Source organism: Streptomyces sp. NPDC002144 (assembly GCF_053593695.1).
The window spans coordinates 15553-27604 of the sequence record NZ_JBSFDB010000055.1; the positions used below are offsets into that span (position 1 = coordinate 15553).

14 protein-coding genes and 1 pseudogene are annotated in these 12052 nt (G+C 68.7%); 10 read left to right on the forward strand and 5 right to left on the reverse strand.

The genetic code is table 11. The features are described 5' to 3' along the window. The first annotated feature begins 69 nt into the window (after positions 1 to 69). From ACWCQ1_RS43760 to ACWCQ1_RS43770, 3 genes are read left to right on the forward strand one after another with little or no spacing between them, the layout of a single operon-like run. Complete coding sequence (locus ACWCQ1_RS43760; protein WP_451029070.1) at positions 70 to 303, forward strand: hypothetical protein; 234 nt, start codon at positions 70 to 72, stop codon at positions 301 to 303. Beyond that, entirely contained in the window at positions 287 to 1219 is a 933-nt protein-coding gene (locus ACWCQ1_RS43765) for an RNA polymerase sigma factor (protein WP_451029071.1), read from the forward strand. Before ACWCQ1_RS43760 ends, ACWCQ1_RS43765 begins: the two co-directional genes overlap by 17 nt. Then, on the forward strand, positions 1216 to 2067 hold the full coding sequence (locus tag ACWCQ1_RS43770) for a hypothetical protein (RefSeq protein WP_451029072.1): 852 nt from the start codon (positions 1216 to 1218) through the stop codon (positions 2065 to 2067). Before ACWCQ1_RS43765 ends, ACWCQ1_RS43770 begins: the two co-directional genes overlap by 4 nt. 94 nt (positions 2068 to 2161) lie before the next feature. Here the strand turns inward: ACWCQ1_RS43770 and ACWCQ1_RS43775 are convergent, their stop codons facing one another. Then, on the reverse strand, positions 2162 to 2602 hold the full coding sequence (locus ACWCQ1_RS43775; RefSeq protein WP_451029073.1) for a hypothetical protein: 441 nt from the start codon (positions 2600 to 2602) through the stop codon (positions 2162 to 2164). 452 nt (positions 2603 to 3054) lie between these two features. Here ACWCQ1_RS43775 and ACWCQ1_RS43780 point away from each other — a divergent pair, with 452 nt between their 5' ends. The 3 genes and pseudogenes from ACWCQ1_RS43780 to ACWCQ1_RS43790 all read left to right on the forward strand — a co-directional run bounded on the left by ACWCQ1_RS43780 (position 3055) and on the right by ACWCQ1_RS43790 (position 4826). Continuing rightward, entirely contained in the window at positions 3055 to 3648 is a 594-nt protein-coding gene (locus tag ACWCQ1_RS43780; protein ID WP_451029074.1) for a hypothetical protein, read from the forward strand. A 43-nt stretch (positions 3649 to 3691) separates the two neighbouring features. Next, positions 3692 to 3877 (forward strand): annotated as a pseudogene (locus tag ACWCQ1_RS43785) (gas vesicle synthesis-like protein); the annotation flags it as partial. Between the two features lie 283 nt (positions 3878 to 4160). Next, positions 4161 to 4826, forward strand: a complete 666-nt coding sequence (locus tag ACWCQ1_RS43790) for a class I SAM-dependent methyltransferase (protein WP_451029075.1) — start codon at positions 4161 to 4163, stop codon at positions 4824 to 4826. Positions 4827 to 4912: 86 nt separating this feature from the next. On the opposite strand, the gene ACWCQ1_RS43795 is transcribed toward ACWCQ1_RS43790, so the two are convergent. Next, a complete protein-coding gene (locus tag ACWCQ1_RS43795) occupies positions 4913 to 5272 on the reverse strand; it encodes a hypothetical protein (RefSeq protein ID WP_133048004.1) in 360 nt (119 codons plus the stop codon). Positions 5273 to 5475: 203 nt separating this feature from the next. Then, positions 5476 to 6096: a TetR/AcrR family transcriptional regulator gene (locus ACWCQ1_RS43800; protein WP_451029076.1), complete on the reverse strand. Its 621-nt coding sequence runs from the start codon at positions 6094 to 6096 to the stop codon at positions 5476 to 5478. A 104-nt stretch (positions 6097 to 6200) separates the two neighbouring features. Between ACWCQ1_RS43800 and ACWCQ1_RS43805 the strand changes: the two genes are divergently transcribed. The 3 genes from ACWCQ1_RS43805 (at position 6201) to ACWCQ1_RS43815 (ending at position 8540) form a co-directional block, all read left to right on the forward strand. Continuing rightward, positions 6201 to 7283 (forward strand): NAD-dependent epimerase/dehydratase family protein, encoded by a 1083-nt coding sequence (locus tag ACWCQ1_RS43805; RefSeq protein WP_451029077.1) that lies wholly within the window; start codon positions 6201 to 6203, stop codon positions 7281 to 7283. Between the two features lie 97 nt (positions 7284 to 7380). Beyond that, positions 7381 to 7968 carry a winged helix-turn-helix domain-containing protein gene (locus ACWCQ1_RS43810; protein WP_451029078.1) on the forward strand — a complete coding sequence of 196 codons (588 nt, stop codon included), beginning with the start codon at positions 7381 to 7383 and terminating at the stop codon, positions 7966 to 7968. Continuing rightward, positions 7965 to 8540 (forward strand): IS630 family transposase, encoded by a 576-nt coding sequence (locus tag ACWCQ1_RS43815; RefSeq protein ID WP_451029079.1) that lies wholly within the window; start codon positions 7965 to 7967, stop codon positions 8538 to 8540. The genes ACWCQ1_RS43810 and ACWCQ1_RS43815 overlap by 4 nt, the downstream gene beginning before the upstream one ends. Positions 8541 to 8641: 101 nt before the next feature. Here the strand turns inward: ACWCQ1_RS43815 and ACWCQ1_RS43820 are convergent, their stop codons facing one another. After that, positions 8642 to 10516 (reverse strand): hypothetical protein, encoded by a 1875-nt coding sequence (locus ACWCQ1_RS43820; protein WP_451029080.1) that lies wholly within the window; start codon positions 10514 to 10516, stop codon positions 8642 to 8644. 92 nt (positions 10517 to 10608) lie between these two features. On the opposite strand from ACWCQ1_RS43820, the gene ACWCQ1_RS43825 reads away from it, so the two are divergent. Continuing rightward, positions 10609 to 10968 (forward strand): hypothetical protein, encoded by a 360-nt coding sequence (locus tag ACWCQ1_RS43825; RefSeq protein WP_451029081.1) that lies wholly within the window; start codon positions 10609 to 10611, stop codon positions 10966 to 10968. 404 nt (positions 10969 to 11372) lie between these two features. Here ACWCQ1_RS43825 and ACWCQ1_RS43830 read toward each other — a convergent pair whose 3' ends face one another. Then, positions 11373 to 11861, reverse strand: coding sequence for a hypothetical protein (locus tag ACWCQ1_RS43830; RefSeq protein WP_451029082.1), 489 nt, complete (start codon positions 11859 to 11861; stop codon positions 11373 to 11375). Positions 11862 to 12052 lie beyond the last annotated feature (191 nt).

Consider the following 12052-nt stretch of genomic DNA (forward strand, 5'->3'; position numbering starts at 1 on the left):
CCGGGGAACCGTCGCGGCCTCCGGATGAGCCGCGCGGGGCGAGTGGCCGACGACGAGCGAGGAGTCTGAATGGAACGCAAGTCCATAGCGATCACTGTGGCGACGGTGACGGTGTTCGCGTGGAGTGTGGTGATGGCGGTCGTCGGCCAGGCGGCCGCGATCGTCACCGCGGCCCCGGTCTTGGCCCTGACGGTGCAGCAGATCGTTCGCGCCGTGCGTACCCAGAGCGCGCCGGCCTCGGGCCACCGGGTGGCCTCCGTTCCCGACCGGGAGGAGGACAGCACCCGTGACGAGTCCCTTTGATCCACCGGCCCCGCCGCCTCCACCCGTCAAGGCGCCTCCGGCGCGGCCGGGCCGCAAGCTCGGCCCGATCGCGGACTGCGTGGGCAGCGCCCACCGCGCGTGGCTGGAGCCGATGCGGGAGAACTACCTCAAGAGCGGGCTGACGCTGAGCGATCTGAGCGTGCGGGTCTGCCTGGCGAAGTCGAAGATCTCCGAACTGCTGCGCGGCACGGGCCTCTACCCGCGCTGGGAGATCATCTTCAGCCTGTCCATGGAGCTGAAGATGCCCTACGCGCCGCTGTACCGGCTGTGGCGCCAGGCGGCGTTCGAGGCCCACAAGAGCCGGGAGTGGGTGGAACGCTCCAGCGAGAAGGCCGCCCTGACCACGACCCACGCGGCTCCGCCGCTGGACCACCGGGCCTTTCGCGAGCTGGTGGAGTACGACTACATCCACTACGCGCAGGTCTTCCTCCTGGACGCCGACCAGTGCGACACCGTCGTCTCCGACACCTTCGACATCCTGTGGCTTTGCTGGAATGACGCACTCGCCAGCCCCGACACCCGGCGCTACGCCTGGATGGTGCTGCGCGCCACCGTCATGTCCCGCACCCCGCACCTCGACGGCCGGCCCGAGCTCGGGCGGGCGGCCTTCGACACCGTCGCCCTGAGCTCCCTGAGCGCGGACGCCGACCGGATGGAGCAGGTCGCCGAGACCCTGGAGCTGTTCACCGCGATGAGCCGGCTACCCGACCAGCAGCTCGACATCATGGTGCTGCGCCGCCTGTGCGGGATCACCGACGAGGACGTCGCCACCCTCCTGGGCCTGCCGCTGGCCACCGTCCGTTCCGACGACCGCCACGCCGTCCACTTCCTCGAGAGCGTTCTCTGCCCGCAGCCCGACACCGAGCAGACCGAGACAGAAGGGATTACCTCATGACCCGCATCGACGACATCCTGTCCCGGGCCCTGCTGGTCCGCGGCCGCACCGTACCCCGCGACATCGTCCCCGCCCACAACACCCCAACCACCCGCCCCCGACCGCCGGCTGACACCGGCACACGCACCTCGACGGGAGCGGCGGAGGATCTGCGGGCCCTGTGCGAGACCCTGCTCACCCACACTCCGCCCACCGACGTCGCCGACTTCGTCACCGACCAGGTCCCCGCACCCCGCAGCGCGCTCGTGCTGGCCTGCGTCCTGCAGCTGACCGACACCGACGACGGAGCACGCTTTTGGTGGCAGTACGCGGCCGGTGCCGGACAGGCGGCTGCCGCCTACTGCCTCTACCTGCACCACCTGGCCCTGGGCGAGGACGACACCGCCGACTGGTGGCACCGCCAGACCGACGACGTCCAGCCCCAGCCCGACTCTCCCGCCCTTGAGCCCGGCCCGCAAACCACGGTCTCTCGCCGCTGGCACCCGGCCGAACACCGGATCACCAGCACATCCACCACCACCATCCTCAGGGTGCTGCGCCACCTGGCGAAGTACACCGCGCGCCCCCGACCGGCCGCCGTCACCGCACTCATGGCCTACGTCCCGACCGCGGTCACCGCCGGCTACCTGCGCCAGCCCGAAATAGAACTCCCCGTCCCCGGCCCCGGCTTCGCCAAGCGCATCGCCATGCTGCTCACCGCGGCCGCGGCCCGCCCCGACACCCCCAATAGCCTGCCCGCACGATCAGAAACCTCCTACCGCCCCTTCCCCGACATCCCCCGCCCGCAGACCCGCCCCGCACCCCCGGATGCGGTGCAGCCTCAGGTGGGGGAGACCGCAACCCGCTAACACGACGGCTGCTGCTCGCTCCGCTGACGCGGCGGGCAGCAGCGACCGAGTCGCAAAGAATCCCACGCCCGTTGGCGGTTGTCGCTTTCCGGCCTCACTGTTCGGGGATGGAACGGTGCCTGAGCCACTCGCGGGCGCCGGCCCGCCGCATCAGCTCCTCGGTTGTGTCGGCGTCCGTCAGCAGCGGATGAACGCGTCGGACGTAGTCGGCCTGTCCCAGAAGGGATTTGCGTAGTTGCTTCAGATTCCGGGCGCTGTATGAGACACCGCCGCGCTTGTCCACGATTCCGGCTGCGATGGCCAGCGGTTCGATATCCACCGTGAGACTGACGGCATCCGTCTGGAAGCTGACGCTGCACTTCACCCCACCCTCCCTGACATCGAGCGTGACGTCGTATGCGGCTCCGTCGCCCTGGTAGTTAGAGGCTGGCATGATGCGCTCGGTCTCAGTCGGGCCGGATAGCCCTACAGCAGCGGCTGTTTCCGCGTAGACCACTCGCACCTCTTCGAAGAAGGATTTCGCCGATGGAACCATGGGCACCTCGCGTCCTCGCTCGTTCAGGTACGTCTACGAACTGATCCTGACGGCCTCCCAGTAGCCTGTCAGCGGAGAGCACTCGCCGTTGTCCAGGACCGGACCGACGAACATCGGAGCACTCCGGCGTCAGAGGGGGAGGACCTGAAGTCCGAACGTCCGGCACCAGGACGCCGGCGCACCCCCGCGTCGGCGGGGAAGACGACGACAGGACGAGGAGGATCAGGTCCAGCCAGTGCGGAACACCTCCGCGTCGGCGGGGAGGACAAGGACCGTCCGTCCCAGCTCAGCGACCGGACATGACCTGCTCGCCGTCTCCCACCCCACCGCGTAGATCCCGCCGCGTGTTCTCACGCTCAGGCAGCGGCCCGAAGGCCCGCCGGCGTTGCTGCCCGACAGGGGCTGCCTCCCCCGATGCGCGCTACATTCCGAATCGAGGAGAGGAGCCGGACATGACCGACAGACCTCACTTCGGAAGTAAGAGTGCCTTCTGGCCGCCGATGGTCGTGTCGGCGGCACTCCTGCTGGGCGCCGGCTGCACCAGCACCCACCCCACGGCCAGCACGAAGACGTACGCGCCGAGCAGCGCGTCGGCGACCACGCAGACGCCGGCCGAGGAGACGCCGACCGATCAGGCGGCCACAGACAGCGGCGACAGCTTCACCGTCGGCCTGCACAAGTCCGCTGTCTGGAACGACGGAGTCGAGGCTCGGCTGAGCAACCTCACACGCGGCGTCTCTTCGAATGTGGCGGCGCCGGCGAATACGCCGATGATCCGCTTCACGGTCACGGTTACCAACGGCTCGACGAGCCCGCTCGATCTGTCCCTGCTCGACATCGAGTGCCCGACCGACGATGGCATGATCTACGACGAGGGGCTGGACAGCGCCCCCAACCGGCACGCCCTGCCCGGCAAGTCGGTCGCGTGGGCGAGCGCCTGCGCCTTCGGCCGCGCCGAGCACGACTTCCAGCTGGAGATCACCCCCGGCAGCGAGGACCTCGACGTCAGCTACCGGACCGCCATCTTCACCGGCCAGGTCCCTTAGCCGGCGACGCACCCGCGGTGCGGCTTAACAGCCGATCTGCCCTGCCGAGGCGTGCAACCGCCTCGACCTGGAGGCGGGCCCCCGCAAGCCGGCCGGCCTGACCGAACTCACCGGCCAGCTCACCGAATCCGGTGCCCGAGGCAAGACCAAGGGTGCGCTGTCCGGGGCCGCCGAGACGATCTCACAGGCCTTCCAGCAGGCCCGTGACGAGGGACGCCAGAAGCAGGCAAACCGTTCCGCGTGGGGTGTGGGCCAGGCCCCGGTGCCGCCGATCGACAACCCCGAACTTGCGCTGGTCCTTGCTGGCGTCCCGGACTCCCGGGCGCAGAGCGGCGGTGACCTCTGCGCGGTCATCGTCAACGTGGCGGTCAACGCATGGATGGCCGGCCCCATCCACGGTGAGGACGGCTGTGCCGGGTGCGACGGAAGCCGCAGTCCGGCCGGACACGACTGCGCACCGCGTCGGGGTTCCGGCCTACGCTTCGCCTCACTGGCACGAGAGGACGACGGTTGTGACGGACGACGGGCAGGACCTGGCCGATGTGCAGCGGGCGCACTGGCAGGACACCTACAGCGCCCACCCCGCCATGTACGGTGCCGAACCGTCCGCACCGGCCGTTCATGCCGCCGAGGTCTTCCGTGCCGCCGGGGCAGGGGATGTGCTCGAACTCGGCGCCGGGCACGGCCGGGACGCGCTGTACTTCGCCCGCGAGGGTTTCACTGTCCAGGCCACCGACTTCTCCGCGACGGGCTTGGAGCAACTGCGCGACGCCGCCCGGCAGCAAGGGGTCGACGAACGGGTGACCGCCGCGGTGCACGATGTGCGGGATCCGCTGCGGCTGCCGGACGCCTGCGTGGACGCGGTCTTCGCGCACATGCTGCTGTGCATGGCGCTGTCCACGAAGGAAATCCATGCGCTGGTCGGCGAGGTGCGCCGCGTGCTGCGGCCCGGAGGGGTGTTCGTCTACACCGTCCGGCACACCGGCGACGCCCACTACGGCGCTGGCACCGCCCGCGGGGACGACATCTTCGAACACGGCGGCTTCGCCGTGCACTTCTTCGACCGCGCCCTGGTCGACGCCCTCGCCGACGGCTGGACATTGAACGAGGTCCACGCCTTCGAAGAGGGCGACCTTCCGCGCCGCCTGTGGCGCGTCACCCAGACCCTGCCCCGGTAGGGTCCAGCCCGACGCAATGCGGCACGGGGTGACGGAATCCCCGGCAAGAGTCAGCGTACTGGCCAGACGTGCAGAAGACCGAGCGTTCAGGTTCGGACGAGCCGCGCCGCGTGCTCAGCCTCGTCGTTTCGGACAACGCCGGGCCATGCGTTGCGCAACTGCCAGTTCGTGCTGACACCGTCTGGGCCGTCGAAGCCGGCCCGGGACAACGCCGCTTCGATCCGGCTGCGTACTTCGGCCTCAGCCGCAGGTTCGGCAGCAAACAGCACCCTTAGTTGCACCTCGTCGCCGGAGGACTGCGTGGCGGTGTGGTGGGGCGCGAGCGGGCACGGCGGCTCGTGCTCCCAGCTCCCGCAGAGTGCGACCGTTACGGCTGCTCCGAGAGCTCGCACATCGCCGCCCGCTTCGATCCTCACGACCGCCTCATGGACGAATACCTGGCGCACGCGGCCAGTATGCACCGCGGTCGTCACCGTTTGCCGCATCCAGTCCGACACCGCAGCGGGTCCATGCCGACTGCGTTCGGCATGGACCCGCCAGGAGAGCCTATCCGGTTGTTTTCTGCATCGCTTCGTGAGGTGCGACGGCGAGCAACGTTCCCCGATCACCCGTCTGTCGTGTCTGTAGCGAGGTTGTCGAGTGAAGGCGCTCAGGACGCAGGACGGGCTGCATGGTGCAGGCTGACGGCGTCCCGGGGAAGGGAGTCGATGGCCGCCTCGATGAGGCGCAGGGCGACCCCCGCGGCCTGTTCGAGGTCGGACTCCTGGGTGCCGGTGAAGAGCTCGATGATGATGGCGGTCGCCGCGACGGCCACCATCCGGGGGCCGACGGACTCCGGGGCGACGCCGAGGTCCTCGGCGACGACTCTGGTCGATTCGCGGATGGCGGCATCCATCCGCGCCGTCCGCAACGCGGCCAGTTCGGGGTTGGCGACGAACATGCGGCGTTCCAGTTCAACCATCTCGTCGTCGCCCGACTCGTGTTCCGCCAGCAGCCACCGCCCGAGGACGTCCACCGCGCGCTCGTCGGGGCTCCGGTTGCGCATCGCCTCGGTCAGCCGGTCCGCGCCCTCGCTGAACTTGGACATGGCGATGTCCTGCTTGGAACGGAAGTACATGGCCACCGTGCGCGGCGAGACCTCGGCCCGCTCCGCGATCTCGGCGACCGTCGTGGCGTCGTAGCCCTGCTCGGCGAACAACTCGAAGGCGGCACGGATGACCGCCTCGCTGCGCCTTGCCTTGCCGCGTTCCCGCAGACCTTGCTTCTCCATGGCACCAAGTTACTGCAAAATTACATCCCCTAGCAATCTTGCAGTCGGCTGCAAACTTAGCTTAGGCTGCAGTCGTCTCGACGGATCGGCGAAAGGGAACAGTCATGGCTGGAAAGTTGTACGCACTCGAGGGTGGCGACCAACCGGGCGACCAGGTCCTGGTCACCGGCGGCAGCGGCTTCGTGGCGAGCCACGTCGTCCGGGAGCTGCTTCAGCAGGGGTACCGGGTGCGGGCCAGCGTCCGGAGCGTGGCGGACGCCGCCAAGACGGCACCGCTGCGGGCCCTCGCGGTAGGGGCGCCCGGCGTACTGGAGCTGGTCGAGGCGGACCTGATGCGGCCGGGGTCGTTCGACGAGGCCGTCCAGGGGTGCCGGTACGTCTTCCACGTCGCGGCGCCGTTTCTGATGCCCGAGCAGATCCGCGACGGCCAGAAGGACGTCGTGGAGCCCGCGCTGAACGGCACGCGGACGGTCCTGGAGGCCGTGGAGAAGGCGCCGGACGTCGAACGCGTCGTGCTCACCTCGACCCTCGGGGCGGTCTTGGGCGACTACGCCGACATCCTGGACGCGCCGGACCGCATTGCTCGCGAGGACCTGTGGAACACCTCCAGTACCGTGGCGAACAACCCGTACCACTTCGCGAAGACCGCCCAGGAGCGGCTCGCCTGGGAGTTCGCCGGGGCGCAGGACCGCTGGTCGCTCGTCACCGTCAACCCGGGTCTCGTGCTCGGTCCCTCGCTCACGCCGTCGTCGAACTCGGGCAGCCTGTTCCTGATAAGCGAGCTGATGAAGGGCTACTTCTTCTTCGGCGCGCCGAATTTCTCCTTCGCGTTCGTCGATGTCCGTGATGTGGCGCTGGCGCATGTGCGCGCCGCGCAGCGCCCGCAGGCCGGTGGCCGCTACATCCTCGCTCGGCCGGAGATGGTGTCGTTCCTCGACATGGGTCGCATCATCCGCGGCCGGTACCCGCGCCGGTACATCGTCCCTCGCCACCCGGTGCCTGACGCCGTCGTCCGGATCCTCGGGCCGCAGTTCGGGTTGACGAAGGATTACATCCGCAAGCATCTGGGGATCCGGTTCGGCGTCGACAGCCGCCGCAGCGTCGATGAGCTGGGCATCGACTACCGGCCCGTGGCCGAGACGGTTCTCGACCACTACGAAGCCTGGAAGACACTCCGCCGGGCATGAGTTCGAGCCGCGTGCTCCTCGACCGGGTCGCGACAGCAAATCACTCAGGCAAGTCCTGCCCGCCAGCGACCAGTCATAGCCGCCGTTCCACCGACCTATGAAACACGGCCTACTGAGTTTTTCGTTAGTTCTGTGGGCGCAGGAGCTTCAGTGGTGTGAGGCTTTTGGTGTGTCTTCCGAGTCGCAGGCCGTGGTTTCCGATGTGTCCGTTCCGCCCCTGTCCCGGCCCCAGTTGGCCGAGGCCCGTCGCATGCGGGCTGTCGAGCTGTTCGAGCAGGGACGTGCCACGTCCGAGGTGGCACGGATGGTGGGGATGCATGCCGAGAGCGTGCGCCGGTGGAAACGGTTATGGGAGCAGGGCGGTGCTCAGGCACTGCGGCGGCGTCCGGCCACCGGGCGGCCGCCCAAGCTGGATGACGCCCAAGTCGACGCTGTGCGGGCCGCGTTGGAACAAGGCGCTCAGGCGCACGGGTTCGAGGCGGACCTGTGGACGTTGGAACGCGCCGGCGTGGTGGTGGAGCGGGTGACCGGGGTGAAGCTGGCCCGGGCCTCGGTATGGCGCCTGCTGACCGGGCGGCTGGGGTGGAGCCTGCAGCGGCCCAGGCGCCAGGCCCTCGAGCGGGACGAGTCCGAGATCGCCCGATGGGTCGCTCAGGAATGGCCCCGCATCAAAAGGGGGCGGTGAAGAAACGTGCCTGGATCGTGTTCTTCGACGAATCAGGCATATCGCTGCTGCCTCAGGTGCGCCGCACCTACGCGCCGCGCGGCCGCACACCGCTCCTGCGCCACCGGCTGAACTGGAAACGAGCCGGGATGGCCGCCGCACTGGGCTACCACGCCGCCGACGGCGAGCGCGGCCCACGGCTGTGCTTCCACCTCAAGCCGGGCACCTACGACACCACCTCCCTGATCGACGTGCTGGAACGCCTCAAGGCCTTCTACGCCGGGGAATCGGTGGTGTTGGTATGGGACGGACTGTCCGCCCACTGGAGTCGGGGCATGCGGGCCTGGGCGGCCGAACAGGACTGGCTGACGCTCGAGCGGCTGCCGCCCTACGCGCCCGAACTCAACCCCGTCGAACTGCTGTGGTCGGCCATCAAGACCTGCGAGCTGGCCAACCTCGCCGGCGACCACCTCGCCGATGTCGCTGACGCAGCCGAACGCGGCATCCAACGCGTCTGCTCCAGCGAGCAACTCCCATGGTCCTTCCTCACCCACACCGGCCTCACCATCCACCCCCAGCCCCCACAGAACTAACGAAAAACTCAGTAGCAGAAGGCCTAGCAGTACGGTCAGGCGCGGCATGGGGGCGCGGGATAACGCGTTGTTGCGAACGTGCCTGTTTCTGCTGGGTAGGTCTACATCCCGCCCCAGTACATGTCACCGCCGCTTGAGTTTTCGAGATCGCCATAGTGGATCAAGCCGCTGATGCTGAGGATGAGGAGGAACACGGCGAAGCCGATGCCGCCGGCCATGGTCAGATGGGCGCCGGGACCGGTGAAGACCCTGCCGGTCTTGGTCGGGTGGGAGTAGCCGAGGACACCGGTGGCGGCTGCGCCGATGCTGGCGAGGATGCCGAACAAGCTGATCTTGATGCTCGTGGGTGTGGAGCTGTCGTGGATCGCTGCTGCCGTGGCGGGCTCGGCGGCGGGAGTGGTGTCCGTTGGGGCGGCGGTGTCGCTGTCGGCCGGTTGGCTGGGCGCGATGAAGGGGGATCGAGCGGTGTCGTCGATGCCGTCCTCGGGTGCATTCCAGGCAGCGGGGGAGGGGGGAGCTGGTGGCGGGGTGTGGCGCGTGCCGGGGTGCGGTTCGGGCAGCGGCGGGGTCATCGGCAGGTCCTCGGGGCGTTCGTCCGTCTGCGGTTTGGGCCAGGGGCTGTTCTGCCAGGCGCTGCTGGGTTCGTCGTACCGGGCGGGCAGCGGTGTTGGTGCGGGTGTGGGATCAATCGGCTCGGTCTCATCGAGCTGGGGGAGGCCAGGGTGCTGCGTGAGGGCCTGGTCGCGGAGGTCGTCGAGATGGGCGCTCTGGGCGCGCTCGGCCAAAAGCGCGGCCAGCCGGGCGTCTTTGTGCACGGCATCCTGGCGGGCTTCTTGCAGGTCGGTATGGGCGGCGCGCAGTTCCGCTTCGAGGCCGGCGATGGTGCTCAGTGCCTGCTGGTGTTGCTCTTCCGCGGCTGCGGCCAGGGTGTCGGCGTACTCCTGCTGGGTCTGCAGGGCCTGGGCGGCTTCCTCGCGCACGGCCTCTGCCTCACTGCGTACCAAGGCCGCCTGACGGCGGGCGAGTTCGGCATCGGCGTGGGCTGCTGTCGCCTCGGTGCGCCAGTGCTCCTCCCGCTCCAGCAGCTCCACCTCGAATTCGTGGGCTCGCTCACCGGCTTCGTGCAGAGCTTCATGGACCTGTGCGAGCCGCTCCAGCAGCGTGGCTTCCCGCTCCTGCCAGGCCTGCCGCGTCTGCGAGGTTTCCTGCTCGGCGTGTTCTGCCTCCTTGCGGCGCCGGTCGGCTTCCCCTCTCCACAGCTGCGCTTGTTCGCGGGCCGCAGCGACGTCCTGCCGCAGCTCTGCCACGCAGGCCCTGACTTCGTCGAGATTCCGGGTCAGATGCCGTTCGCGGTCCTGCAGCCGGTCGGCTTCCTGCCGGCTGTGGCCCAGTGCGCGCTGGACGGCGGCCTGGACCCACCGTGCCTGGCGGGCCCGCTGCTCCGCCCGCGCCACTCGCGCCCGCTGTTGTTCGATCTTGTCCTGCAGCCGGGTGACCTGCTGCTGCTGAACATCGGCCAGCGTTAGTGCGCCGTTGTAGGCGTTGAGGATCTCGTACACCTCATAGACCTCGGCCTTTCGTTCGCGCAGTGCAGGCCAGTACGCGTCCCACAGCGCCCTCACCTCCGCGGCAGCCGGGCAGCCGCGCTCCTCCTCAACAATTCTCAGCAGATCGAACACCACATCACGCGTGGGCACCGACTGGCCCGAGAGGATCCGCTGCACACACGCCGGGCTGCGCCCGGTGAGGAAGGCTCCCAGCCGCTGCGCCTCCGCAGCGCCGGGCTGGTCCGCTTTCTCCTCCTGTGGGGCCAGAGCTTCCAGCCGGCGGGCGATGGCTCTGATCGTCAGCGGCTGCTCGCCGCTGAGCAACGGCAGGAAGACCGTGCGGCGCACGGCAGCAGCCCACGCGTACACGGGCGCCGGCAGGTTGTCGTCGATGGGCTTCAAAGGCCGCCCGGGACGGGCCATGTTCATTCCCCCCTGGACCAATGGATGGTCGTCTTCCGCATCAATTCCCGGCCTGTGACGGTGGGTTGAACACCGATCACAGACTGTAGGAGCCCACCTTGGCCGTTTCGCCCTCCTCTCCGCAGCCCAATGGACAATCACGCCCTCTGCGTGCCGCCGCCCGCGTCGGCGCGGGCATCGGCAGCATCGGCACCCTGGCCGCCTCCCTCGCCGGCGCACCCTGGGGCATGGTCCTCACCCTGGCCCTGGCCGCCCTGGTCGTCGTCCTCGTACAGTCCGTGATCGACGGCCTGATTCCGCAGGACTCCGCCGACCGCCTGACATGGTGGAACTCCTACTGGGCCTACCGCCAACGGCAGGGACAACTCGCGACCCGCCCCCACCTCCGTCCTCCGGCACGCCCGCACGTCTCCGCCGAGGCCGACGAGCCGGCCAGGGTGGTAGGCGCGACCAGGTGAGGCCGTCAGTAGCGCCATGGACGGGGTAATCCCGCGCACCCGCTCCCATCCGGTGGGCACCACTCGAGCAGCAGCAGGTGCAATCCACCCACCACGGCTCACGCATCTGATCAACAACCTGCAGGGCGGCAGATGGTCTCGAAGTGGGGTTGGCCGCCCGCCTCAGGCGAACACCATCTGCCCCTGCGGGGCGACGAGACGGGACTCGGAGGGGAAGACTCCCTGACTACCGCGCACACCTACAACTGCACCGGAGCACCCCCGCGTCGGCGGGGAGGACGCGTTCTCGGCCCGGTTGAGGATCTTGGCCAGCGGAACACTCCTGCGTCGGCGGGGAGGACACGTCCATGAACCCCGCGCCGGTCGGAGTTAGCGGACCACCTCGCGGCGGCGGGAGCGACAGGTTATGCCTGATCGCGCAGAGCCTGTAGTTCCGCACGCAGGGCAGCGTTTTCAGCTGCTAGTTCGGCGTTGCTGCGTCGATCAGTGGGCGTTTTCCGTGGGGAGAGCTTCTTTGGTGAGGGAGAGGCAAGGGAGCCCAGGGGTTCGAAGGCGACGATCACGGAGGGGTCCAGACCGCACGCTGGGCAGAGCTCCTTGTCCCAGCTTCCTTCATCCGGTCTTGAAAGCTTGCGATCCCGGGTGGCTTCGATGATGTGTCCGCAGTACAAGCGCAGCCGCCATCGCTGGCGGTCGCGGCGAGACGGTGAAGGTAGCGATTCCAGGAGCTTGAGCACTCGTTCCCTTTTTTCTTCCGACCAGGGAGGTGCCTTGGCGAGTTGGCGGTGAACCCACTCGTGGAGTTGTACAGCCTCTTGTTGCCGACGGTGGTCGGCCTTGGTCAGCTGGTAGTCCATCAAGGGCACGCCGTGATGCAGGTATCCGGCTTCCACGTCGGTGAGAGTAGGCAGCACGGCGTCACCCAGGGATGAGCGAGCGGAAGTTCACCCATTTGAATGACCCGCGGGCCAACAACGAGGCGGGAAGCCCGGCCTCGTCGGGCCACCGGCGGACCCGCGGGAAGGAGTTCTGTCGTTCGGTGGGGGGTTTGTTGGTGTGCGGGGTGGCTGTTGGCCTGGTGTGT

Bases quoted from the DNA above. Each gene is read 5' to 3' on its own strand.
- ACWCQ1_RS43820 (WP_451029080.1), bottom strand. From the start codon at position 10,516: ATGAACATGGCCCGTCCCGGGCGGCCTTTGAAGCCCATCGACGACAAC.
- ACWCQ1_RS43770 (WP_451029072.1), top strand. From the start codon at position 1,216: ATGACCCGCATCGACGACATCCTGTCCCGGGCCCTGCTGGTCCGCGGC.
- ACWCQ1_RS43760 (WP_451029070.1), top strand. From the start codon at position 70: ATGGAACGCAAGTCCATAGCGATCACTGTGGCGACGGTGACGGTGTTC.
- ACWCQ1_RS43805 (WP_451029077.1), top strand. From the start codon at position 6,201: ATGGCTGGAAAGTTGTACGCACTCGAGGGTGGCGACCAACCGGGCGAC.
- ACWCQ1_RS43810 (WP_451029078.1), top strand. From the start codon at position 7,381: ATGAAACACGGCCTACTGAGTTTTTCGTTAGTTCTGTGGGCGCAGGAG.
- ACWCQ1_RS43800 (WP_451029076.1), bottom strand. From the start codon at position 6,096: ATGGAGAAGCAAGGTCTGCGGGAACGCGGCAAGGCAAGGCGCAGCGAG.
- ACWCQ1_RS43775 (WP_451029073.1), bottom strand. From the start codon at position 2,602: ATGGTTCCATCGGCGAAATCCTTCTTCGAAGAGGTGCGAGTGGTCTAC.
- ACWCQ1_RS43780 (WP_451029074.1), top strand. From the start codon at position 3,055: ATGACCGACAGACCTCACTTCGGAAGTAAGAGTGCCTTCTGGCCGCCG.